The sequence below is a fragment of the Streptomyces filipinensis genome (assembly GCF_014649495.1).
GTDB classification, from domain to species: domain Bacteria; phylum Actinomycetota; class Actinomycetes; order Streptomycetales; family Streptomycetaceae; genus Streptomyces; species Streptomyces filipinensis.
This window is the reverse complement of record NZ_BMTD01000019.1, coordinates 115,427-137,905: the sequence shown is the minus strand read 5'-3', so window position 1 is coordinate 137,905 and position 22,479 is coordinate 115,427. Positions and strand designations below refer to the sequence as shown.

17 protein-coding genes are annotated in these 22,479 nt (G+C 71.5%); 10 read left to right on the top strand and 7 right to left on the bottom strand.

Annotation, left to right across the window (positions count from 1 at the left end; translation table 11 throughout):
- Positions 1 to 41: 41 nt before the first annotated feature.
- The 3 genes from IE244_RS33125 to IE244_RS33115 all read right to left on the bottom strand — a co-directional run bounded on the left by IE244_RS33125 (position 42) and on the right by IE244_RS33115 (position 3,796).
- Complete coding sequence (locus IE244_RS33125) at positions 42 to 854, bottom strand: HAD family hydrolase (protein WP_191877258.1); 813 nt, start codon at positions 852 to 854, stop codon at positions 42 to 44.
- Between the two features lie 449 nt (positions 855 to 1,303).
- Complete coding sequence (locus IE244_RS33120) at positions 1,304 to 2,506, bottom strand: FAD-dependent oxidoreductase (protein ID WP_191877257.1); 1,203 nt, start codon at positions 2,504 to 2,506, stop codon at positions 1,304 to 1,306.
- Between the two features lie 45 nt (positions 2,507 to 2,551).
- Complete coding sequence (locus IE244_RS33115; protein ID WP_191877303.1) at positions 2,552 to 3,796, bottom strand: carboxylate--amine ligase; 1,245 nt, start codon at positions 3,794 to 3,796, stop codon at positions 2,552 to 2,554.
- A 397-nt stretch (positions 3,797 to 4,193) separates the two neighbouring features.
- Here IE244_RS33115 and fahA point away from each other — a divergent pair, with 397 nt between their 5' ends.
- The 10 genes from fahA (at position 4,194) to IE244_RS33065 (ending at position 14,846) form a co-directional block, all read left to right on the top strand.
- Entirely contained in the window at positions 4,194 to 5,411 is a 1,218-nt protein-coding gene (fahA, locus tag IE244_RS33110; protein ID WP_191877256.1) for a fumarylacetoacetase, read from the top strand.
- 123 nt (positions 5,412 to 5,534) lie between these two features.
- Positions 5,535 to 6,314, top strand: coding sequence for a hypothetical protein (locus tag IE244_RS33105; RefSeq protein ID WP_229854505.1), 780 nt, complete (start codon positions 5,535 to 5,537; stop codon positions 6,312 to 6,314).
- Positions 6,311 to 6,697: a GntR family transcriptional regulator gene (locus tag IE244_RS33100; RefSeq protein WP_191877255.1), complete on the top strand. Its 387-nt coding sequence runs from the start codon at positions 6,311 to 6,313 to the stop codon at positions 6,695 to 6,697. The genes IE244_RS33105 and IE244_RS33100 overlap by 4 nt, the downstream gene beginning before the upstream one ends.
- 201 nt (positions 6,698 to 6,898) lie before the next feature.
- Entirely contained in the window at positions 6,899 to 7,837 is a 939-nt protein-coding gene (locus IE244_RS33095) for a M56 family metallopeptidase (protein WP_191877254.1), read from the top strand.
- Positions 7,838 to 7,970: 133 nt separating this feature from the next.
- Complete coding sequence (locus IE244_RS33090) at positions 7,971 to 8,759, top strand: GntR family transcriptional regulator (protein ID WP_191877253.1); 789 nt, start codon at positions 7,971 to 7,973, stop codon at positions 8,757 to 8,759.
- 35 nt (positions 8,760 to 8,794) lie between these two features.
- On the top strand, positions 8,795 to 9,022 hold the full coding sequence (locus tag IE244_RS33085; protein WP_031166915.1) for a 4Fe-4S dicluster domain-containing protein: 228 nt from the start codon (positions 8,795 to 8,797) through the stop codon (positions 9,020 to 9,022).
- A gap of 14 nt (positions 9,023 to 9,036) precedes the next feature.
- A complete protein-coding gene (locus tag IE244_RS33080; protein ID WP_191877252.1) occupies positions 9,037 to 10,380 on the top strand; it encodes an ABC transporter substrate-binding protein in 1,344 nt (447 codons plus the stop codon).
- Positions 10,377 to 11,297, top strand: coding sequence for an ABC transporter permease (locus IE244_RS33075; protein ID WP_229854503.1), 921 nt, complete (start codon positions 10,377 to 10,379; stop codon positions 11,295 to 11,297). The genes IE244_RS33080 and IE244_RS33075 overlap by 4 nt, the downstream gene beginning before the upstream one ends.
- Positions 11,281 to 12,069, top strand: coding sequence for an ABC transporter ATP-binding protein (locus IE244_RS33070; protein ID WP_191877251.1), 789 nt, complete (start codon positions 11,281 to 11,283; stop codon positions 12,067 to 12,069). The genes IE244_RS33075 and IE244_RS33070 overlap by 17 nt, the downstream gene beginning before the upstream one ends.
- A gap of 11 nt (positions 12,070 to 12,080) precedes the next feature.
- Positions 12,081 to 14,846 (top strand): fumarate reductase/succinate dehydrogenase flavoprotein subunit, encoded by a 2,766-nt coding sequence (locus IE244_RS33065; RefSeq protein WP_191877250.1) that lies wholly within the window; start codon positions 12,081 to 12,083, stop codon positions 14,844 to 14,846.
- A gap of 45 nt (positions 14,847 to 14,891) precedes the next feature.
- On the opposite strand, the gene recQ is transcribed toward IE244_RS33065, so the two are convergent.
- From recQ to nuoL, 4 genes are all read right to left on the bottom strand, one after another.
- Positions 14,892 to 16,874, bottom strand: a complete 1,983-nt coding sequence (recQ, locus tag IE244_RS33060; protein ID WP_191877249.1) for a DNA helicase RecQ — start codon at positions 16,872 to 16,874, stop codon at positions 14,892 to 14,894.
- Positions 16,875 to 17,298: 424 nt separating this feature from the next.
- Positions 17,299 to 18,948, bottom strand: coding sequence for an NADH-quinone oxidoreductase subunit NuoN (gene nuoN / locus IE244_RS33055; RefSeq protein WP_191877248.1), 1,650 nt, complete (start codon positions 18,946 to 18,948; stop codon positions 17,299 to 17,301).
- Positions 18,945 to 20,516: an NADH-quinone oxidoreductase subunit M gene (locus IE244_RS33050; RefSeq protein WP_191877247.1), complete on the bottom strand. Its 1,572-nt coding sequence runs from the start codon at positions 20,514 to 20,516 to the stop codon at positions 18,945 to 18,947. Before IE244_RS33050 ends, nuoN begins: the two co-directional genes overlap by 4 nt.
- 5 nt (positions 20,517 to 20,521) lie before the next feature.
- Positions 20,522 to 22,468 carry an NADH-quinone oxidoreductase subunit L gene (nuoL, locus tag IE244_RS33045; RefSeq protein ID WP_191877246.1) on the bottom strand — a complete coding sequence of 649 codons (1,947 nt, stop codon included), beginning with the start codon at positions 22,466 to 22,468 and terminating at the stop codon, positions 20,522 to 20,524.
- Positions 22,469 to 22,479 lie beyond the last annotated feature (11 nt).

The window sequence follows — 22,479 nt, the reverse complement described above, 5'->3', positions numbered from 1 at the left end:
CCACCGGGCCCGCGCCGGACGACCGCGTACTGATGTGCCGGTCAGTCGGTCGAAAACAGTCTTTCGAGGACGGCGGCGATCCCGTCGTCCTCGTTCGACAGGGTGATCTCGTCGGCCACCGCCTTGAGTTCGGGGTGTGCGTTGGCCATGGCGACCCCGCGCCCGGCCCACTCGAACATCGGGATGTCGTTGGGCATGTCGCCGAACGCCAGGGCCTTCGGTGCGGCGATCCCGAGCCGTTCGGCGGCCAGTGCCAGACCGGTCGCCTTGGTCACCCCGGACGGCTGCAGCTCCACGGTCCCCGGCCCCGACATGGTGACCGTCGCCAGCGAGCCCACCACCGCGCGCGCGACGGCCGCCAACTCGTCGTCGGAGAGCTCGGCGTGGCGCAACAGCACCTTGCTGATGGGCTCGCACCACAGGTCGTCGCGCCGGCCGACCTGCACGGCGGGCAGGGTCGGGTGCGGCATCAGATAGCCCGGCTCGATGAGCGTGAGCCCGTCGACGCCGTCCTGGTCGACGGCCGCGTAGACCTGCCCCACCTCGGCCTCGATCTTGCCGAGCGCTGTCTCGGCCAGCTCCCGGTCCAGCCGGACCGACCACAACAGACGGCCGGACCCGGCGTCGTAGACCTGCGCGCCCTGCCCGCACACCGCGAGCCCCGTGCAGCCGAGGTGCTTGAGCAGCGGCCGTACCCGCGGGGCCGGGCGGCCCGTCACCACCAGGTGCCGGGCACCGGCCCGCACCGCCCGCGCGAGCGCGGCGAGCGACCGGTCGGAGACGGTGTCGTCGCCGCGCAACAGCGTTCCGTCCAGGTCGGTGGCGATCAGTGCGTACGCGGGGGAAGCTGCCATGATCAGAGAATACGGATACCGCGCCCCGCCGACTCATCTTGTCGTCCTGCGTACTTACGTACTGGTCCGCCCCAACCGGTGGCACCTGACTCCCTGATGGCGGTGTCGATACGAGGGGACGTGCCGGTGAGCGCGCGGACGACTGCTTCTCGTCGTAGTGGCCGGCTAGCCGCCCCTCCGGTCCGTCGGCTGCAGCGCACCCCGCGTCACCCCGGGAGGGCGCCTCGTCCCGGGCGGCGACGGCGGGTGATCCGCTCCTCGCTCGTGCCCGCCTCACGCGGATCCGCCCGCATGGGCGTGCCCGCACGCGCCGCGTCCGTCGCTCCGGCCGGCCCGCAACCCGATGATCCCCTCTCCCTCCTGCGGCGCGGTGGCTGTCCCTCGCCTGCACCGCGCCGCCGTCAGCCGGGCGGGGAACGCGACGGCCCGGGCCGGATCAGCCCGGGGCCTCAGCCGTGGGCCGCCGCCAGGTGTTTCGCCAGACGTGGGGAGGCGAACTCCGTACCGCACACGAAGCGCATCACCGGGCCGTACGACGACGCCGCCGGCAGGCCGGTGAAGTACAGGCCGGGGACGGAGGAGACGCAGCCGGGGCCGAGCCGGGGCGTGCCACGGCTCACCGCGAGCCCGGTGCGCAGTTCGTGGCCGAGGAAGTCCATCGCCGCGATGTCGACCCGGTAGCCGGTGGCGGCGATGACGTGGTCGGCGGTGAGCCGCTCGGTGTGCCCGCCATGGGTGCGGACGGTGAGGACGGGGCTGCCGTCCGGCGCCTCGGCGGCCACGACCCGTTCGACGTCCTCCACCTGTACGGCGCTCTGGAAGCGCTCGCGCAGCCACCACGCGCCGAGCGGTCCGAGGACCCGGCGGACCAGGAAGTGGCGGGTGGCCTCGGGCAGATAGCGGTAGGGGTGCGGGTAGTAGCTGAGCGCCCACAGCGACCAGGCCCGGCCGAACGGGGACTCGGGGCGCAGCTTCGGCTGGTCCCAGGGCGGGGCGCCGAAGGCGACCCGGCCGCGGCCGCGCGCGACGACACGCACGCGTGCCCCCGCCTCGGCGGCCAGCACCGCCGTCTCCAGCGCGGACTGGCCGGCGCCGATCACGATCAGCTCCTTGCCGTCGAAGCGGCCCAGGTCGTGGTGCTGGGAGCTGTGCGAGACCGGGCCCGTGGGCGCCGGTCCGTCGGCCGCCGCTCCGGCCAGCTCGGCCGGGAGGTGCGCCAGGCCCGACAGGCCGGTGGCGACGACGACGGCCCGCGCGGTGAACATCTCACCCGAGTCCAGCTTCAGTTCGAAGCCGCCGCTCTTGTCGCGGTCCACGGAGACGACCCGCACCCGCTCCAGGCCGGGGACCAGCTTCTGCTGGAACCACTCGCCGTAGGCGATGAAGGTCTCCACCGGGATGATGTCCTCGTCGGTCGCCAGGCGGCGGATCCCGGCCGCGTCGCAGTAGTCGGCAAGGGTGTGGCCGGGCTGCGGGCAGTCGAGGTTGGAGGCGACGGGCGTCGACTTCAGAAGCATGCCCTCGGGCATGTGGTCGCGCCAGCTGACCATGGGGTCGCCGAAGACGCGGACGGGGATGCCGCGCGCCCTCAGATGGGCGGCGGTGGACAGGCCGAACGGCCCGGCCCCGATGACTGCAACCGGTCGAGTCACGAAGTCCCTCCCCAGGACACGGTGCGCCACACGTGGTGGCCTTGCCTACTTCGTGGAGGTGCCGCTGCCGCGGCGGTTGGTCCGCCACAGCTGATAGAGGTGCTTCGCGCCCGGGCGCACGAAGCGGGCGAGCATCGTGAGGAACGGCAGCGGGTCGTCACCCGCGAGCCAGGCCAGCTCCGTCCCGCTCGCCTTCGCCGGCGCGTGCGGCGTCGTATAGCCGCTGCGGCGGTAGGCGAGGAGGGCGGGCAGGTCGATGTTCTCCACGATGTAGCGGTGACCGGCCCGCTGTTCCCCCTCCGGAACGGGGCGGCCGGTCAGGTTCAGGTGCATGGCGCGTACCACGTCCACACCCGACTCGTTCTCGAAGAGCCGGAACTGGGCGCCCATGCGCGGGTTGAAGTCGAGGAGCTTGTACTGTCCGTCGCGCCGGTCGAAGCGCAGGTCGAGGTCGATGATGCCGCTGTAGCCGATCTGCTTGATGAAACGCGCGGTGAGGTCGGTGAGTTCCGGGTTGTCGACGACGTACGCGTTCGCCGTCATGCCGGCGTGCGGCGGCCACGAGCGGACCTTGACACCGGTGAACAGGGCGAGGGGGCTGGAGTCCTGGTCGAAGCAGGCGTGCACGATCCAGTCCTCGGCCTCCTCGCGCGGCAGGTACTCCTGGAGGATCACGCCCGGCCGCGAGCCCCAGTCGCGGGCGAGGGTGAGCAGGCCCTCGCGGGTGGCGATCCTCGTGGTGCCGCCCACCGCGGGCCGCGTGCGCCGTACGAACGCCTCCCGGTTCTTGGCCACCACCGGGAAGCGGGCCGTGTCGGCGAAGGCGACGATGTCCTCGTACGTCTCCGGGAACGCCGACGCCGGGGCGGCGATGCCGTGCTCCACGCACAGTTCGTGCAGGCCCTGCTTGCTGGCGAGCCGGCGCGGCAGCCCGGGGTCCACGCGCGGAAAGAGAAAAGATCCGGCCAGCTCCTCCTGATGCTCGGCGATGAGTACGGCGGCCTCCTCGTCGGTCGGGACGAGGACGGTCGGGCGGCCGATACGGCGGCCGACGCGCAGCAGGCCCTCGACCAGGTGGCCGGGATCCTCCGCCCCGGTCGTCGGCCACACAAATGCCTTCTTCAGGTAGCGCGAGGAGGCCGCGGGTGTGTACGCGTCCTCGGTGATGGCATACATGGGCACGCCGAGCCGGCCCAGGCTGCGGATCGCGCCGACACCTCCGTGGTGCAGCGGATAGTCACCGAACTTGACGATGAGTCCGGGCACCTCGCGGTCCGCTTCGAACGGCACACTGACGGCGTTTTCGGCCACGGGTCCCCCCACGTGTCCCCCAAATGGAACGGACCCACCCCGTCCGTGTCCCCCAAAGGACGCTAAGCCGGAATTGCCGCCTCCGACAAGGCTTATCCGGACATTGCGAACTCTTTAGGCAGGGTACGAGCAACCTTTCGAGCCTTCTCCGCCTCACGTAGTGGCGTGCGGCGGCGTATGTCGCGGCGCGCCTCGGTGCGCGCCGCGACGCCCTTCGGCACCCGCTGCGGTGCCCTCGGAACCACACCTTTCGGACACCCCCCGAGGGCGCCGCCCAGGGCACTGCCCAAGACATGCATCACAGCCGTAACGTGTGGCGCGATCACATGGAACGCATCGCCATGCATGGCCCGGATGAGAGTGAGGCAGCACCACCATGCCCCCCTTCGACGTCCCCGAGGGCGACCCCTTCGGCCCGCACAACCTTCCCTATGGCGTGTTCTCGCCCTCCGGCAGCACGGAGCGGAGGGTCGGTGTCCGGCTCGGGGACCATGTCCTCGACGCGGGCGCCGCGGCCGCCGCCCTCCGCTCCCCCCACCACGCGCTGCTCGCGCGCCCCACCCTCAACGCGCTGCTTGCCGCCGGCCGCCCGACCTGGTCGGAAGTACGGCGCGCCGTCACGGCCTGGGTCACGGACCCCGCCCACCGCGAGACCGTCGAGCCGCTGTTCCACCCCCTGTCCGAGGTGACCCTGCACCTGCCCTTCGAGGTGGCGGACTACGTCGACTTCTACGCCTCGGAGAACCACGCCCGCAACGTCGGCCAGATCTTCCGCCCGGACGCCGGGGACTCCCTCACCCCCAACTGGAAGCATCTGCCGATCGGTTACCACGGCCGCTCCGGCACGGTCATCGCCTCCGGCACGGACGTCGTACGGCCTTCGGGGCAGCGCAAGGCCCCGGCCGACCCGGCACCCGTCTTCGGCCCGTCGATCCGGCTGGACATCGAGGCGGAGGTCGGCTTCGTCGTGGGCGTGCCGTCCACGCTGGGCAGTCCGGTGGCGCTGGCCGACTTCCGCGACCACGTCTTCGGACTGTGCCTCCTGAACGACTGGTCCGCGCGGGACATCCAGGCCTGGGAGTACGTCCCCCTCGGCCCCTTCCTCGGCAAGTCCTTCGCCACCTCGGTGTCGGCGTGGATCACCCCGCTGGAGGCGCTGGAGCACGCGCGCGTGGCGCCTCCGCAGCGCACGCACCCGCTGCTGCCGTACCTGGACGACGCGGCACCGGGGATCGAGCCCGGCGGTTACGACCTGCACATCTCTGTCGCTATCAACGGCCATGTGGTCTCCGAGCCGCCGTTCTCGACCATGTACTGGACCGCCGCCCAGCAGCTCGCCCACATGACGGTGAACGGCGCCTCACTGCGCACGGGCGACCTGTACGGCTCGGGCACGGTGAGCGGTCCCGAGGAGCGCCAGCGCGGCTCGCTGCTGGAGCTGACCTGGAACGGCCGTGACGCCCTCGAACTCCCGGACGGCAAGCGGACCTTCCTGGAGGACGGCGACGTGGTGACCCTGTCGGCATGGGCCCCGGGGCCGGACGGACGCCGTGTCGGCCTGGGAGAGGTCAGCGGGCGGGTCGTGCCGGAGTGAGGGGCGCCGGAGTGGGCGGCACCTTGTAGCAAGGAGTTGACACAAGTCTGCCGGGTCGAGCATCTTGTACTCACCGCTTGATACAAGCGGTGAGTACAAGTCGTGCTTTCACGGGGGACTTCCATGACCGATCTCGACATGACCGTCCCGGCGACCGCCTCCCGGGCACCGGCCGACCGCTATGCCCGCTGGACCGGCGTGGCCACGGGCGCCCTTACGGCCTGCTGGCTGTCCACGCTCGGCCACGGCGACGGCGTGCTGTACGCCACCCCGGCGTTCGGCCTGTGCGCGGTCACCGGCGTCCTGACGGGCGACACGCTGACCGCACCGGCCCGGGGAGCCGTCCGCACCGCCGGACTGGCCCCGCGCCGGGTCCGCGACTACGTACCGCCCCGGACGACCTTGCTGCTGATCGTCCTCGCGGTCGCCCTGGTGGCGCTCCTGGCCGCGGCAGGCTCGGTGGCCTCACCGGACGACCTGGGACGGGCGGGCCGTGCACTCACCCTGACCTGCCGGGGCATGACCGAGAGGCACGGCCCCTGGCCCGGGTTCTCCTACGGCCTGCCCATGCTGGCCTCCCTCGCCGTCGCCACGGGCGGCTGCGGCTGGTCCCTGCGGCGGATCGCCACCCGGCCCGGCGACGAACAGTCCCGCCGCGACCGCTCACTGGCGATCGTGGCCGCGTGGGGGGTCGTCGTCTCCACATCCCTGCTGGGCGCCGCCGCGACCGCCTCGGGCGCCCTGACAGACATGACGTGCGACGGCACGGCGGGCACCATGGCCAACGCGCTTCTGCTGCCGCTCGCGCTGGTGTCCCTGGTGACCGCGCCGTGGATGCTGTTCACCATCTGCTCGCCCCGGGCGGCACGGCGCCGCCGGACGGACCGAGGGGCGCGCCGGTGAGCGACGCCGCCGTACGGGTCGACACGGCCAGCCCCGTCCCCCCCTACGAGCAGATCCGCGCCCAGCTCGCCGCCCTGATCAACAGCGGCCGGCTGGCCGAGGGCGAGCGGCTGCCGACGGTGCGGCAGCTGGCCGCGGACCTCGGCCTGGCGGCGGGCACCGTGGCCCGCGCCTACCGCGAACTGGAGGCGGCCTCCCTCATCCGGACCCGGCGCGGCGCGGGGACTCGGGTGGCTCCGCCGCCACCGGGCGCCCACCGCCGCGACACGGCGGAACTCACCGACGGGACCAGGGACTACGTGGCCTGGGCACGAGCTCTGGGATTCACGGAGGACGACGTGCTGGAGGCGGTGCGGCAGGCCTTGCGGGGACGGAAGACGTAAGGCCTTCGCGCTCCAGGGAGCCGGGCGAGCACCCGCGCGGAACAACAGGCGGTCGAACTCGGGACCGATCAGCGCCGAGACCTGACTCGCGCCGCCCCTCACCGTCATACTGGGCGGACACGCACCACACGACGCGCCCTCGGCGCGCCGCCGCACCACCGACACCCGCGCAACTCTCCGACCAGGAACCGGAGCCCCGGCATGACCGTCTGCCTGCTCCTGCTGAGCGCCGTCGCCCTGACCGCCGCCCTGCCGGCGCCACGCGCGCTGACCCGTGCGGCCTGGACCGAGCGGGAACCGGTGGTCGCGCTGTGGGTGTGGCAGTGCCTGGTCGCCACCGTCCTGCTGTGCTGCCTGGCGGCACTGGTCCTGGGCACGGCGGCCGTCTTCCACACCGTCCGCGACCACGTCTTCGCCCCCGCACCGCCCTCCGTCACCGCCGCCTACGACCTCTCCTCCGCGCCGGTCTGGGCCGCCGCCCTCACCGTGCTGCTGGCCTGCGGAGCCGCCTGGACGACGGCGATGCTGGCCCGGGAACTCGTCGAGGCCCGCCGCAGCCGCGGCCAGGCCCGCGCACAACTGCGGGAACGCGCCCCCGACCTGCCGGCCGGCCTGCCCGCGGCGCGCGGCCCGATGCTGGTACTGGAGGACGAATACCCGGACGCCTGGTGGATGCCGGGACACCCCCCGCAGCTGGTCGTCACGACGGGGGCGCTGCAGCGTCTCACCGACCACCAGCTGGACGCCGTCCTCACCCACGAACGCGGGCACGCGCGCGCCCACCACGACTGGCTGCTGCACCTGTCCACCGCGCTCGCCACGGGCTTCCCGCGCGTGCCGCTCTTCGCGCACTTCTGCGACCAGACACACCGCCTGGTGGAGCTGGCCGCCGACGACACGGCGTCCCGGCGCTGCGGCCACCTCACCACAGCCCTCGCGCTGATCGAGCTGAACCAGCACCGGGGTGTCCTGTCCTGCGACTCCAGCCGACGCCTCCTCGGCGAGCGCGTGGACCGCCTGCTGGAACCGCCACCAAGGCTGCTGCGCCGGCACCGGGCCCTGACGACGACGGTGGCCGCCCTGGTGCCGCTGCTGCCGCTCCTGATCACGTTCGCGCCCGGCCTGACAGCACTGTCCTGACCTGCCCACCGGGTGGCAGATCTTCCCGCCCGAAGCCGGAAAACCGCAGCTCAGCGCCGTATCCCACACACCCTCACCTGGCGCAACACTTCGGCAACACCGCATTCCCTACCCCGTCGGTATGGTTTCAGCCATGCCACCCACCGACCGCCCCCGAGACCATGCCGGTCAAGGCGCCGCGACCACCGTCGCCGCCCACCGCGCGCGTCGACGGCTGCGTGCGGACCGGGCCCGGCAGCTCGCCGACCTGCTGCGCCACCAGATCCTCGCCGGCGCCTTCCAGAACGGCCCCCTCCCGCACGAGTCGACCCTCGCCACCGACTACCGCGCCTCCCGGAACACCGTCCGGCAGGCCCTGGACCTCCTCCGGGCCGAAGGCCTGGTGGACCGGCTGCCCGGAGTCGGCACCGTGGTCGTCGCCCAGAAATACCCGCACGGGCTCGACCGCCTGATGGGCCTCGCGGAAACCCTCCGCGAACACGGCCGCGTCACCAACGAGGTCCGCACGATGGGCCCCGCACCCGCACCCGCCCCGGTGGCCGACCGCCTCCGCCTCCCCGCAGGCACCGACGTCCTCTACATCGAACGCCTGCGCCGCCTGAACGGCCTCCCGCTCTCCCTCGACCTCACCTACATCCCGCTCGACATCGGCACCGCCCTGCTCGGCGCCGACCTGGAGAACACCGATGTCTTCCGCCTCCTGGAAGCCATCACCGGCCAGCGCCTCGGCCACGCCGAGATCACCCTGGAGGCGGTGAACGCGGACACCCACTCCGCCGCCGTGCTCCAAGCGCCGCGCGGCGCCGCCGTACTGATGCTGGAACGCCTCACGCACCTCGCCGACGGCCGCCCCGTCGACCTGGAGTTCATCCGCTTCCGCGGCGACCGGATCACCATGAGCGGCCTGCTCCACCGGTCGTAACACGCCCCCTGCCTGCACGTTTCCTGGAGACAGCCATGCCCTTGGCGCCCCAGCGGGCCGACGTGCCCGTGACCATCGACGAGTCGAAGTGCATCGACGGCTGCACCCTCTGCGTGGACATGTGCCCGCTCGACTCCCTGGCCATCGACGAGACCAACGGCAAGGCGTACATGCACGTCGACGAGTGCTGGTACTGCGGCCCGTGCGCGGCCCGCTGTCCCACCGGAGCCGTCACGGTCAACATGCCCTACCTGCTGCGGTGAGAGGTACAACCACCATGAAACGAACGGCAGTCGCCGTATCCGCCGTCGTGCTCCTCCTTCCCCTGTCCGCCTGCGGCGGCAGCGCCGAAGCGGGCAGCGGCTCCACGGTCACCGTGACCGTCGGCTACCAGTCCAAGACCATCAACACCGTCACCGCCGGCACACTGCTGCGCTCCCTCGGCTACTTCGAGAAACAGCTCAACGCCCTGCACGACGGCCACACCTACAAAGTCGACTGGCAGGACTACGCCACCGGCGCGCCGATCACCGCCCAGATGACCGCCGGCAAGATCGACATCGGCTCGATGGGCGACTTCCCGCTGCTGCTCAACGCGGCCCGCGGCAAACAGCTCGGCCGCCCCACCCACCTGGTCTCGGTGACCGGCTACAACCTGCGCGGCGGCCTGAACACCGTCGTCACCGCGCCCGGTTCCAAACTCACCTCTCTGAAGGACCTGCAGGGCAAGAAGGTCTCCACGAGCATCGGTTCCGCCGCGGACGGCACCCTCGTACGGGCTCTGCAACGCGCCGGCATCGACCCGGACAAGGGCATCTCCAAACTCAACCAGCAGCCCGCCGTAGGCGCCTCGGCGCTCTCCTCCGGCAGCGTGGACGCCCTGTCGCAGTTCGTCGCCTGGCCGGGACTGCTCGCATACCAGGGCAAGGCCAAGGCCCTGTACGACGGTGCCCAGCTGAACCTGCCCACGTTCCACGGCGTGACCGCCCGCGAAGACTTCGCCAAGCAGCGTCCGGCCGTCCTTGAGGCCTTCCTCAAGGCCCAGGCGGAGGCGACGGACTACCTCCACGCCCACCCCGTCACCGCCTCCGAGAAGGTCGCCGAGGCCACGGGCCTGCCCGCCGAGGTGGTCTACCTCTACAACGGCGCCCACGGCATCGCCACCTTCGACCCGGCGGTCAAGCCGCAGCTCGTCTCCGCGCTCAAGCAGGACGTGTCCGTACTGAAAGCCGCCAAGCTGACCGGCGACATCGACGTGAACTCCTTCGTCGACGACCAGTACGTCAAGAAGGCCCTCGCCGCCTCCTACGCCAAGCGCCTCACCGCCGCACCCGCGCCGGCCGCGAGCGAGGTGTGGCCCAAGGGCAGCGAGAAGACCGTCTCCTTCAAGTCCACGAAGGAACTTCTGGCCTACGTGGCCGGGCACAAGGACGGCGTTCGCGCCGCCTACGTGCCCGACGCCACCACCGGCACCCTCTGGTTCGCCGACAAGGCGGTGTGGGTGGCGAACGGAAACCAACTGCTGCCGTTCGTCACCCCCGCGACCGCACAGGCCTACGTCACCGCCCACGGCGGCGCCCGTACGGTGTCGTACAGCGCAGCACTGGAGCGGGCCTCATGACCCGGCGGCCTCTGGCCCGGTATGCGCTGCGGACGGCCTCGCTGGCCGTGTTCCTCGGCCTGTGGCAGGTGCTGACCAGCCTGGACGTGGACCTGTGGCTGCGGTTCTCGCAGTTCCCGACCGTCACGGACGTGGCTCGCGCCTTCGCCGACCGGCTCTCCGGCGGCGACTACTGGACCGACCTCACCGACAGCCTCACCCGCATCCTCACCGGCTTCGCCCTGGCAGCCGTCCTGGGCGTGGCGGCGGGCGTGCTCGTGGCCCGCTCGCGCCTCGCCGAGGATCTGCTCGGCCCGGTGCTGGAGGTGATCCGCCCGATCCCGGCGATCGCCCTCGTACCCGTCGCGATCCTGCTCTTTCCCTCCAATGAACAGGGCATCGTCTTCATCACCTGCACCGCCGCCTTCTTCCCGGTGCTGGTCTCCACCCGGCACGCGGTCCGCGCGCTGACGCCCGTCTGGGAGGAAGCGGTGCGCACCATGGGCGGCGGCCGGCTGCGGATCCTCGGCTCGGTGGTGCTGCCGGGCGCACTGCCCGGCATCTTCGGCGGCCTGTCGGTCGGCATCGGCGTGTCGTGGATCTGTGTGATCTCCGCCGAGATGATCTCCGGGCAGTACGGCGTCGGCTACCGCACCTGGCAGGACTACACGGTGGTGAACTACCCGGGCGTCTTCGTCGGCATGGTCACCATCGGCATCCTCGGCTGGGTCACCTCCACGGCCGTGGAACTTCTCGGCCGGCGCCTGACGCGCTGGCTGCCCCGCACGTCGTACGTGCCCGGTGGCCGCACCCGCGCGCCCCGACCCGCCCCCGCCCCCGCCCCCGTGCGAGCAGACGGCGATCCCGAGCAGCAGACCCAGCCCGAGCAGCAGCGCCAGAAGGACACCGAGGAGGCCCGTGATGAGCACCTCGTCTGAGACCGTCGCCGCACCCGTCGCGCCGGCGTCGGCTGCCGCCCGCGGCACCCGGCTCGTCTTCCGTTCCACCGTGCTCGGCCGCCCGGACGCGCCAGTGCTGTACGACGTGGACCTCGACGTCTCCCCCGGCGAGATCCTCACCGTCGTCGGCCCCTCCGGCTGCGGCAAGTCCACCCTGCTGCGCACGCTCGCCGGGCTGTTGCCTCCGCTGGGCGGCACGGCCGAGGTGGACGGAGCCCCGCTGACGGGGCCGTCGGCCGACCGTGCGCTCGTCTTCCAGGAGGACGCGCTGCTGCCCTGGCGTACCTTGCGCGGGAACGTCGAACTGCCGCTCGCCATCAGCGGCGTACCGCGCTCCGAGCGCCGTGCGCGGGCCGAGTCCTGGCTCGCCCGGGTCGGACTCAGCGCGCAGGCCGGGCAGTTGCCGCACCGGGTCTCCGGCGGGCAGCGCCAGCGCGCCCAGTTGGCACGCGCTTTGGCCGACAGTCCGCGCGCCGTCCTCATGGACGAGCCCTTCGGCGCCCTCGACGCCCAGACCCGCTCCGGCATGCAGGACCTGCTGGTGGAGGTGCTGCGCGGCACGGGCGCGACCATCGTCTTCGTCACGCACGACGTCGACGAGGCCCTCTTCCTCGGCGACCGCGTGGCCCTGCTCGGCTCCGGCCGGGTGGTCGCCGTACGCGATGTGCCCGGGCCCCGTGACCGTGGGGCCGTGGACGACCCGGCCCGTGTGGCCCTGCGCCGCGACATCCTCACCTCGCTCGGCTCCTGAAAGGCACCCCGGTGACCACCCCCGCGTCCACTTCCCTGGAGATTCCCGCCGTCGCCGACGCCGAGGAGCTGACCTGCGACGTCCTCATCATCGGCGGGGGCACCGCCGGCACCATGGCCGCCCTGACCGCCGCCGAGCGCGGCGCGGACGTGCTGCTGCTGGAGAAGGCCCACGTCCGCCACTCCGGCGCGCTCGCCATGGGCATGGACGGCGTCAACAACGCGGTCATCCCCGGCCGCGCCGAACCCGACGACTACGTCGCCGAGATCACCCGCGCCAACGACGGCATCGTCGACCAGTCCACCGTCCGCCAGACCGCGACCCGCGGGTTCGCGATGGTCCAGCGGCTGGAGTCGTACGGGGTCAAGTTCGAGAAGGACGAGCACGGTGAGTACGCGGTGCGCCAGGTGCACCGCTCCGGCTCGTACGTACTGCCGATGCCAGAGGGCAAGGACGTCAAAAAGGTCCTGTACCGGCAGCTGCGGCGGCGCGAGATGCGGGAGCGGATCCGGATCGAGAACCGGGTGATGCCGGTCCGGGTCCTGACGGCCGGGGGACAGGCCGTGGGCGCCGTCGGCTTCAACACCCGCACCGGCGCCTTCGTCACCGTCCGAGCGGGCGCGGTCGTCCTCGCCACCGGCGCCTGCGGCAGGCTCGGCCTGCCCGCCTCCGGCTACCTGTACGGCACCTACGAGAACCCCACCAACGCCGGCGACGGGTACGCCATGGCCTACCACGCGGGTGCCGAGCTGACCGGTATCGAGTGCTTCCAGATCAACCCGCTCATCAAGGACTACAACGGTCCCGCCTGTGCCTACGTCGCCAACCCCTTCGGCGGCTACCAGGTCAACCGGCACGGCGAGCGCTTCGTCGACTCCGACTACTGGTCGGGGCAGATGATGGCCGAGTTCGCCGCCGAGGTCGCCAGTGACCGCGGCCCGGTCTACCTCAAGCTCAGCCATCTCCCCGAGGAGTCCGTCTCCGCCCTGGAGTCGATCCTGCACTCCACGGAGCGGCCCACCCGGGGCACCTTCCACGCCGGCCGCGGGCACGACTACCGCACCCATGACGTCGAGATGCACATCTCCGAGATCGGCCTGTGCGGTGGCCACTCCGCCTCCGGGGTCCGCGTCGACGACCACGCCCGTACGACCGTTCCCCGCCTGTACGCCGCCGGCGACCTCGCCTGCGTCCCGCACAACTACATGATCGGCGCGTTCGTCTTCGGTGACCTCGCCGGTGCGGACGCCGCCCAGTACACGGCGTACGAGGGTGAGCTTCCCGCGGACCAGGTGCGGGAGGCGCACGAGCTGATCTACCGCCCGCTGCGCAACACGGACGGCCCGCCGCAGCCCCAGGTCGAGTACAAGCTGCGCCGTTTCGTGAACGATTACGTGGCACCGCCGAAGTCCGGTGCGCGGCTCTCCCTCGCCCTCGAGGCCTTCGAGCGGATGCGCGCCGACATCGCCGCCATGGGTGCCCGCACCGCGCACGAGCTGATGCGCTGCGCGGAGGTCACCTTCATCCGTGACTGCGCCGAGATGGCCGCCCGCGCCTCTCTCGCCCGCACCGAGTCGCGCTGGGGCCTCTACCACGACCGTCTCGATCACCCCGGCCGCGACGACGTCTCCTGGTTCCACCATCTCGATCTGCACAAGTCCCCCTCTGGTGCGATGGAGTTCACGGCCCGGCCCGTGGCTCCCTATCTGGTCCCGGTCGAGGAGTTCACGCCGGTCGGCGGTTCCTCCCGGCGGTTGGGCGAGGTACATGCCGAGCACGTGGCCACGGCCGGGCCGCGCGAGGTGGCGCCGGTCGCCGCGGGACCCGCGTCCGCGCGGGCCACCGCTTCCGCCGACCGGTCCGGCGCGCCGGGCACCGCCTCGCCCCGGCTGCTGCAGTTGCTGGAGCTGGCCGAGGCCGACCCCGAACTCGGCCTGGTCGAGCCGTACCTGGCCGACTCGGATCCTGCCGTCCGGCGTACGGCCGTCTCGGTCCTCACCGAGACCGCGCCGCCCGGCACCGGGCAGGCCCTGGCCGGTGCCCTCGCCGACCTTGACGCCGAGGTCCGCGCGACCGCCGCGGCCTCACTGCGCGAACTGGTCGAGACCCTGCCGCCCGAACCCGCTCTGGGGACCGCCCTCACCGATACCGTCACCGCAGCCGATCCGGTGGTCCGCGCCGCCGCCCTCGATGTGCTGCGTGCTCTGCGGCTCGGCAACGCCAGGGTGTTCGCGGCGGCGCTGGACGATCCCGTCATCGCTGTACGTACCGAGGCCGTGCGAGCGCTCGTCTCCGTCGACGCGGTCCGGCCGCTGGCGGGTGCCGTGGACGATCCCTCCCGGGAGGTCCGGGTCACCGTGGCCAAGGCCCTGGCCGCCGTCGACCTGGCGACGCTCACCGAGGCCGACCGCGGGTTGCTCACCACCACCCTGGAGCGGCTCACGGGGGACGCCGATCCTTTGGTGCGCGGTGCCGCGTTCGCCGCACTGGCCGGCACCGGCTGCCCGGCCCCGCTCGCCGCCCGAGCCGTGGCCGCGCTGTCCGATCCGGCCTGGCAGGTCCGCTCCGGCGCCGCCACCGCGCTGTCGGCCGCGTCCGCCGGCGCCGCCGTCCCCGCCCTGGCCAAGGCGCTGGCCGATCCGAACGCCGACGTGCGCAAGGCGGCGGTGCTGGCCCTGACCCGGCACCGGGCCACAGCGGAGGCACGCGCGGCCCTCGCCACGGCCACCAGCGACTCGGACGCGGACGTCAGGGCCTACGCGGCGCGGGGGCTGTGACCCCGTACCCAGCGGCTCCTGCACCCAGCGCCGGCCCGCGACGGGCTATATCCAGTCGTCGGGCTCCGGCTCCGCGTCCGGCTCCGGCCAGTCGGCGTCCGGTGCGTCGCCGGCGGCCGGGGCCGCCCCGTCCAGGGAAGCCAGCGCGGCCAGCACACCCTCCCCGTACGTCGCCAGTTTCTTCTCACCGACGCCGCTCACCGTGCCCAGCTCGCGCACCGAGCCCGGCCGCCGGCTGACGATCTCCCGCAGGGTGGCGTCGTGGAAGATGACGTACGCCGGTACGCCCTGCTCGCGAGCCTGTTCGGCGCGCCAGGCGCGCAGGGCCTCGAAGGCGGGCAGCAGCTCGTCGGGCAGTTCCGCCGCGGCGGTCCTGGCCTTGCGGTCGCCGCCGGATGCGCCCGCCGACCTCGACCGGGAGGCGGCCGGCTTCTTCGGCTCCTTGCGCAGCGGCACCTCCCGCTCGCTGCGCAGCACCGAGCCGCTCGCCTCGGTGAGCGCCAGAGTGCCGTACTCGCCCTCGACCGTGAGCAGTCCCTGAGCCAGCAGCTGCCGGATGGCACCGCGCCACTCGGCCTCGGAGAGGTCTTGTCCGATGCCGAAGACGGACAGCTGGTCGTGGTCGAACTGGATGACCTTGCCTGTGCGCTTGCCGAGCAGGATGTCGACGATCTGCAGGGCGCCGAACTTCTGCCCGCGCTCCCGCTGCAGCCGCACCACCGTCGACAGCACCTTCTGCGCGGCGATGGTGCCGTCCCAGGTCTCCGGTGGGGTGAGGCAGGTGTCGCAGTTGCCGCAGCCCGCGGCGTCGGGTTCCTGGCCGAAGTAGGCGAGCAGCTGGCCGCGGCGGCAGCGGGCCGTCTCGCACAGCGCGAGCATGGCGTCGAGGTGGGCGGCGGCCCGGCGGCGGAACGCCTCGTCGCCCTCGCCGGACTGGATCAGCTTGCGCTGCTGGATGACGTCGTTCAGGCCGTACGCCATCCAGGCCGTGGACGGCAGTCCGTCGCGGCCGGCGCGGCCGGTCTCCTGGTAGTAGCCCTCGATCGACTTGGGCAGGTCCAGGTGGGCGACGAACCGTACGTCCGGCTTGTCGATGCCCATGCCGAAGGCGATCGTCGCGACCACGACGAGGCCGTCCTCGCGCAGGAAGCGGGACTGGTGGGCGGCGCGCACAGCCGCGTCCAGGCCCGCGTGATACGGCACGGCGTCGATGCCGTTGGCGGTCAGGAACTCCGCCGTCCGCTCCACCGAGTTGCGTGACAGGCAGTACACGATGCCGGCGTCGCCCGCGTGCTCCTGCCGGAGGAAGGCGAGCAGCTGCTTCCTGGGGTCGGCCTTGGGCACGATCCGGTACTGGATGTTGGGGCGGTCGAAGCTGGCGACGAAGTGGCGGGCCGTCGGCAGGTTCAGCCGCTGGGTGATCTCCTGGTGGGTGGCCCGGGTGGCCGTGGCGGTGAGGGCGATCCGCGGGACGTCCGGCCAGCGCTCGCCGAGGAGGGACAGGGTGAGGTAGTCGGGGCGGAAGTCGTGGCCCCACTGGGAGACGCAGTGCGCCTCGTCGATCGCGAAGACGGAGATCTTGCCGCGGGAGAGGAGGTCCAGCGTGGCGTCCAGACGCAGCCGCTCGGGCGCCAGATACAGCAGGTCCAGCTCGCCGGCCAGGAACTCGGCCTCGACCATCCGGCGCTCGTCGAAGTCCTGCGTGGAATTGATGAAGCCGGCCCGCACGCCGAGGGCGCGCAGGGCGTCCACCTGGTCCTGCATGAGCGCGATCAGCGGGGAGACCACGATGCCCGTACCGGGTCTGACCATGGCCGGGATCTGGTAGCACAGCGACTTCCCGCCGCCGGTGGGCATGAGGACGACGGCGTCGCCGCCCGCCACCACATGCTCGATGATCGCTTTCTGCTCGCCCCGGAAGGCCTCGTATCCGAAGACCCGGTGCAGCGTGGCCAGCGCCTCGCTGTCGGCCGCGCCCGGCCCCTCGGTCACCTGTGGCATCTCGCTGATCCCGCCCGTCACGCCCATTGTCCTGTCCCCCGCCGGTCCCCCGTGTGTCGTCTGTCGACCGCTGCATCCACGATAGGGGTCCGGACCGACAGCGGTGGACTTATCCACAGGCCGGGGAACGCCCGTGCGAGCCCGGCGCGTCCTCGGGCGGACCAGTGGGCGTCATCCCATCGGGCTTCCTGGATGGCCCGGCGGCGACCCCAGGGGCATGCTGCTCGGGCGGGAGAAGCGGAGGCCACCCCGCACGGATCGCCACTCGACGCCAGCTCCCGTGCCCGGCCGCGTGCCCTTCCAAGGAGCTCCGCCCGATGCCCGCTCACCTCGCCGAGGTGACTTGTTCTTCGTGTGGAACCCCGACGTGAAGTGCCCCTGTCCCGGAGCACCCGCCTGACGGCATGCGGCGGCCCCGGTTCCCTGGGGAGCCGGGGCCGTCGTGGGGGACTCAGCGCACGAACACTCCCGCCTGGCTCGCCAGGTCGAGGAAGTACTGCGGGGCCACGCCGAGCACCAGCGTGACCGCGACGCCCGCGGCGATCGCCACCATGGTCAGCGGGGACGGTACGGCCACGGTGGGGCCCTCCGGCCTCGGCTCGCTGAAGAACATCAGCACGATCACGCGGATGTAGAAGAACGCGGCGATCGCCGAGGAGATCACACCGATCACCACGAGCGGGGCCGCGCCGCCGGCCGCCGCCGCCTTGAACACGGCGAACTTCCCCGCGAAGCCGGAGGTCAGCGGGATACCGGCGAAGGCCAGCAGGAACACCGCGAAGACGGCCGCCACCAGGGGTGACCTGCGGCCGAGACCCGCCCACTTGGACAGGTGGGTCGCCTCGCCACCCGCGTCGCGCACCAGCGTGACCACCGCGAAGGCGCCGATCGTCACGAAGGAGTAGCCGGCCAGGTAGAAGAGGACCGACGAGACGCCGTCCTTCGAGGTGGCGATGACACCCGCGAGGATGAATCCGGCGTGCGCGATGGACGAGTACGCCAGGAGCCGCTTGATGTCGGTCTGTGTGATCGCGACGATCGCGCCGCCGAGCATGGTGATGATCGCGACGGCCCACATGACCGGACGCCAGTCCCAGCGCATTCCGGGCAGAACGACGTACAGCAGGCGCAGCAGCGCGCCGAACGCGGCCACCTTCGTCGCCGCCGCCATGAAGCCGGTCACGGGCGTCGGCGCGCCCTGGTAGACGTCCGGCGTCCACATGTGGAACGGCACCGCGCCCACCTTGAACAGCAGACCCATCACGATCAGTGCGCTGCCGAGCAGCAGCAGCGCGTCGTTGCCCATGGTGTTGGCGAGTGCCGGGTCGACGTTGGTGACGGTTCCGTCGACGACCTGGGCGATGCGCGCGTACGACACCGAGCCGGCGTAGCCGTACAGCAGGGCGATGCCGAACAGCGTGAACGCCGAGGCGAACGCGCCGAGCAGGAAGTACTTGACCGCGGCTTCCTGCGACATCAGCCGCTTGCGGCGGGCCAGCGCGCACAGCAGGTACAGCGGCAGGGAGAAGACCTCCAGGGCCACGAACAGGGTCAGCAGGTCGTTGGCCGAGGGGAACACCAGCATGCCGGCGATCGCGAAGAGCAGCAGCGGGAAGACCTCGGTGGTGGTGAAGCCGGCCTTCACCGCGGCCTTCTCGCTGTCGCTGCCGGGTACGGAGGCGGCCTGTGCGGCGAAGGAGTCGACGCGGTTGCCGTGCGCCGCCGGGTCCAGGCGCCGCTCGGCGAAGGTGAACAGGCCGACCAGGCCTGCCAGCAGGATCGTGCCCTGCAGGAACAGGGACGGGCCGTCGACCGCGATCGCTCCCATGGCCGCGATGTGCGCCTTGGTGGTGCCGTAGCCGTCGGCCGCGAGTCCGACCACCGCGGCGAACGCGGCGCACAGGGCGACGACGGACACGAACACCTGCGCGTAGTAGCGGGCCTTGCGCGGGAGGAAGGCCTCGATGAGCACCCCGACCAGCGCCGCGCCGACGACGATCAGCGTCGGCGACAATTGTCCGTATTCGATCTTCGGCGCGTCGATCTTCGAGATCGGATCGGCCGCGGTTGTCCACAGGCTGTGGACGGCTGCTGCGCTCACTTGGCCGCCTCCACCTCGGGCTTGGGGTCCTTCTTGTGTACGTCGGACATGGTCTGCTTGACCGCCGGGTTGACGATGTCCGTGACGGGCTTCGGATAGACGCCCAGGAAGATCAGCAACACGATCAGCGGGGCGACCACCACCAGCTCACGCGCGCGTAGGTCGGGCATGGCCGACACCTCCGGCTTCACCGGGCCCGTCATCGTCCGCTGGTACAGGACGAGGGTGTAGAGCGCGGCGAGGACGATGCCGAAGGTGGCGATGATGCCGATCACCGGATGACGCGTGAACGTGCCGACCAGGACCAGGAACTCACTCACGAACGGGGCGAGTCCGGGCAGGGAGAGAGTGGCGAGACCGCCGATCAGGAAGGTGCCGGCGAGCACCGGGGCGACCTTCTGCACGCCCCCGTAGTCCGCGATGAGCCGCGACCCGCGCCGGGAGATCAGGAAGCCCGCGACCAGCATCAGCGCGGCCGTGGAAATACCGTGGTTGACCATGTAGAGCGTGGCGCCGGACTGGCCCTGGCTGGTCATCGCGAAGATGCCCATGATGATGAAGCCGAAGTGCGAGATCGACGCGTAGGCCACCAGGCGCTTGATGTCCCGCTGGCCGACGGCGAGCAGCGCGCCGTAGACGATGCTGATGAGCGCCAGTACGAGGATGACGGGCGTCGCCCACTTGCTGGCCTGCGGGAACAGCTGGAGGCAGAAGCGGAGCATCGCGAAGGTGCCGACCTTGTCGACGACCGCGGTGATGAGGACGGCGACCGGGGCGGTGGACTCCTGCATGGCGTTGGGCAGCCAGGTGTGCAGCGGCCACAGCGGCGCCTTCACCGCGAAGGCGAAGAAGAAGCCCAGGAACAGCCAGCGTTCCGTGCTCGTCGCCATGTGCAGCGAACCGCTCGCACGGGCCTGCGCGATCTCCTGGAGGCTGAAGTTCCCGGCCACCACGTAGAGGCCGATCACCGCGGCCAGCATGATCAGGCCGCCGACCAGGTTGTACAGCAGGAACTTCACCGCCGCGTACGACCGCTGTCGCGAGGCCGCTTCCTCGCCCTGCGCGTGGGCGCGGTCTCCGAAGCCGCCGATGAGGAAGTACATCGGGATGAGCATGGCCTCGAAGAAGATGTAGAAGAGGAAGACGTCGGTGGCCTCGAAGGAGATCACCACCATCGCCTCGACGGCCAGGATCAGCGCGAAGAAGCCCTGCGTGGGGCGCCAGCGGCTGCTGCCCGTCTCCAGCGGGTCGGCGTCGTTCCAGCCGGCGAGGACGATGAAGGGGATCAGCAACGCGGTCAGCGCGATCAGCGCCACCGCGATGCCATCCACGCCCAGCTCGTACCGGACCCCGAAGTCCTTGATCCAGGCGTGGGATTCGGTGAGCTGGTAGCGGGCGCCGTCCGGGTCGAAGCGGACCAGGACGGTGACCGCCAGGGCGAGGGTGGCGAGCGAGACGAGCAGCGCCAGCCATTTGGCGGCGGTGCGCCACGCGGCCGGTACGGCGGCCGTGGCGACGGCCCCGACGGCCGGGAGCGCCGCCGTCGCTGTCAGCAAAGGAAAGGACATCGGTATCAGACCGCCCTCATCAGCAGGGTCGCGGCGACCAGGAGTGCCGCGCCGCCGAACATCGAGACCGCGTAGGAGCGGGCGAAGCCGTTCTGGACCCGGCGTAGCCGGCTGGACAGGCCGCCGAAGCCGGCCGCCGTGCCGTTGACGACGCCGTCGACCAGGGTGTGGTCGACGTACACCAGGGAGCGCGTCAGGTGTTCGCCGCCGCGTACCAGGACGACGTGGTTGAAGTCGTCCTGGAGCAGGTCGCGGCGTGCCGCGCGGGTGAGCAGCGAGCCGCGCGGGGCGACGGCCGGGACGGGCTTGCGGCCGTACTGGGCCCAGGCGATGCCGACGCCGATGATCAGGCACACCATGGTCGCCCCGGTGACCGTCCAGGCGCCGACCGGGGAGTGCCCCTCGCTGTAGCCGGTGACCGGCTCCAGCCAGTGCAGGAAGCGGTCGCCGATGCTGAAGAAGCCACCGCCGAGGACCGAGCCGACGGCCAGCACGATCATCGGGATCGTCATGACCTTCGGGGACTCGTGCGGGTGCGGCTCGGCGTGCTCGCCCTGGTGCTCCGCGGCGGGCTCCGCGCTCGGGGCCTCCGGGGAGCGAGTGGGCTGGTTCTTCCAACGCTCCTCTCCGAAGAAGGTCATCAGCATCACGCGCGTCATGTAGAAGGCGGTGATGGCCGCGCCCAGCAGGGCCACGCCGCCGAGGATCCAGCCGTCGGTGCCGCCCTTGGCGAAGGCCGCCTCGATGATCTTGTCCTTGGAGAAGAAGCCGGACAGGCCCGGGAAGCCGATGATGGCGAGGTAGCCGAGGCCGAAGGTGACGAAGGTGACCGGCATGTACCTGCGCAGGCCGCCGTACTTGCGCATGTCGACCTCGTCGTTCATGCCGTGCATGACGGAGCCGGCGCCGAGGAACAGCCCGGCCTTGAAGAAGCCGTGCGTGACCAGGTGCATGATCGCGAAGACGTAGCCGATGGGGCCGAGGCCCGCGGCCAGGACCATGTAGCCGATCTGCGACATGGTCGATCCGGCCAGTGCCTTCTTGATGTCGTCCTTCGCGCAACCGACGATCGCACCGAAGAGGAGCGTGACCGCGCCGACCACGGTGACCGCGAGTTGCGCGTCGGGGGCCGCGTTGAAGACGGCTCCGGAGCGGACGATGAGGTACACGCCCGCCGTCACCATCGTCGCCGCGTGGATCAGGGCCGAGACCGGGGTCGGGCCCTCCATGGCGTCCCCGAGCCAGGACTGCAGCGGCACCTGGGCGGACTTGCCGCAGGTGGCGAGCAGGAGCATCAGACCGATGGCGGTGAGCCTGCCCTCGGAGGCGTCACCGGCGTGGCTGAGGACCGGCCCGAAGGCGAAGCTGCCGAAGGTGGTGAACATCAGCATGATCGCGATCGACAGGCCCATGTCGCCGACGCGGTTGACGAGGAAGGCCTTCTTCGCCGCGGTGGCCGCGCTGGGCTTGTGCTGCCAGAAGCCGATCAGCAGGTACGAGGCGAGGCCGACGCCCTCCCAGCCGACATACAGCAGCAGGTAGTTGTCGGCGAGGACGAGCAGCAGCATCGCCGCGAGGAACAGGTTCAGATAGCCGAAGAAGCGTCGGCGCCGCTCGTCGTGCTCCATGTACCCGACCGAGTACAGGTGGATCAGCGAGCCGACACCCGTGATGAGCAGGACGAATGTCATCGACAGCTGGTCGAGGCGGAAGGTGACGTCCGCCTGGAAGCCGGCCACCGGGACCCAGCTGAACAGATGCTGCGTCAGGGTGCGGTGTTCGGCTCCCTTGCCCAGCAGGTCGGCGAAGAGTACGACACCGATGACGAAGGAGACGAACGAGAGCAGCGTGCCGATCCAGTGGCCGACGGCGTCGAGCCGCCGGCCGCCGACCAGGAGGACGGCCGCTCCGAGCAGGGGCGCCGCGATGAGCAGCGCGATCAGGTTCTCCACGATTCTTCCGA

What these genes read in the sequence shown, in the direction of transcription:
- IE244_RS33095 (WP_191877254.1), top strand. Translation starts at nt 6,899, where the DNA reads ATGACCGTCTGCCTGCTCCTGCTGAGCGCCGTCGCCCTGACCGCCGCC.
- fahA (WP_191877256.1), top strand. Translation starts at nt 4,194, where the DNA reads ATGCCCCCCTTCGACGTCCCCGAGGGCGACCCCTTCGGCCCGCACAAC.
- IE244_RS33125 (WP_191877258.1), bottom strand. Translation starts at nt 854, where the DNA reads ATGGCAGCTTCCCCCGCGTACGCACTGATCGCCACCGACCTGGACGGA.
- IE244_RS33090 (WP_191877253.1), top strand. Translation starts at nt 7,971, where the DNA reads ATGCCACCCACCGACCGCCCCCGAGACCATGCCGGTCAAGGCGCCGCG.
- recQ (WP_191877249.1), bottom strand. Translation starts at nt 16,874, where the DNA reads ATGGGCGTGACGGGCGGGATCAGCGAGATGCCACAGGTGACCGAGGGG.
- IE244_RS33070 (WP_191877251.1), top strand. Translation starts at nt 11,281, where the DNA reads ATGAGCACCTCGTCTGAGACCGTCGCCGCACCCGTCGCGCCGGCGTCG.
- IE244_RS33080 (WP_191877252.1), top strand. Translation starts at nt 9,037, where the DNA reads ATGAAACGAACGGCAGTCGCCGTATCCGCCGTCGTGCTCCTCCTTCCC.
- IE244_RS33050 (WP_191877247.1), bottom strand. Translation starts at nt 20,516, where the DNA reads ATGTCCTTTCCTTTGCTGACAGCGACGGCGGCGCTCCCGGCCGTCGGG.
- IE244_RS33085 (WP_031166915.1), top strand. Translation starts at nt 8,795, where the DNA reads ATGCCCTTGGCGCCCCAGCGGGCCGACGTGCCCGTGACCATCGACGAG.
- IE244_RS33105 (WP_229854505.1), top strand. Translation starts at nt 5,535, where the DNA reads ATGACCGATCTCGACATGACCGTCCCGGCGACCGCCTCCCGGGCACCG.
- IE244_RS33075 (WP_229854503.1), top strand. Translation starts at nt 10,377, where the DNA reads ATGACCCGGCGGCCTCTGGCCCGGTATGCGCTGCGGACGGCCTCGCTG.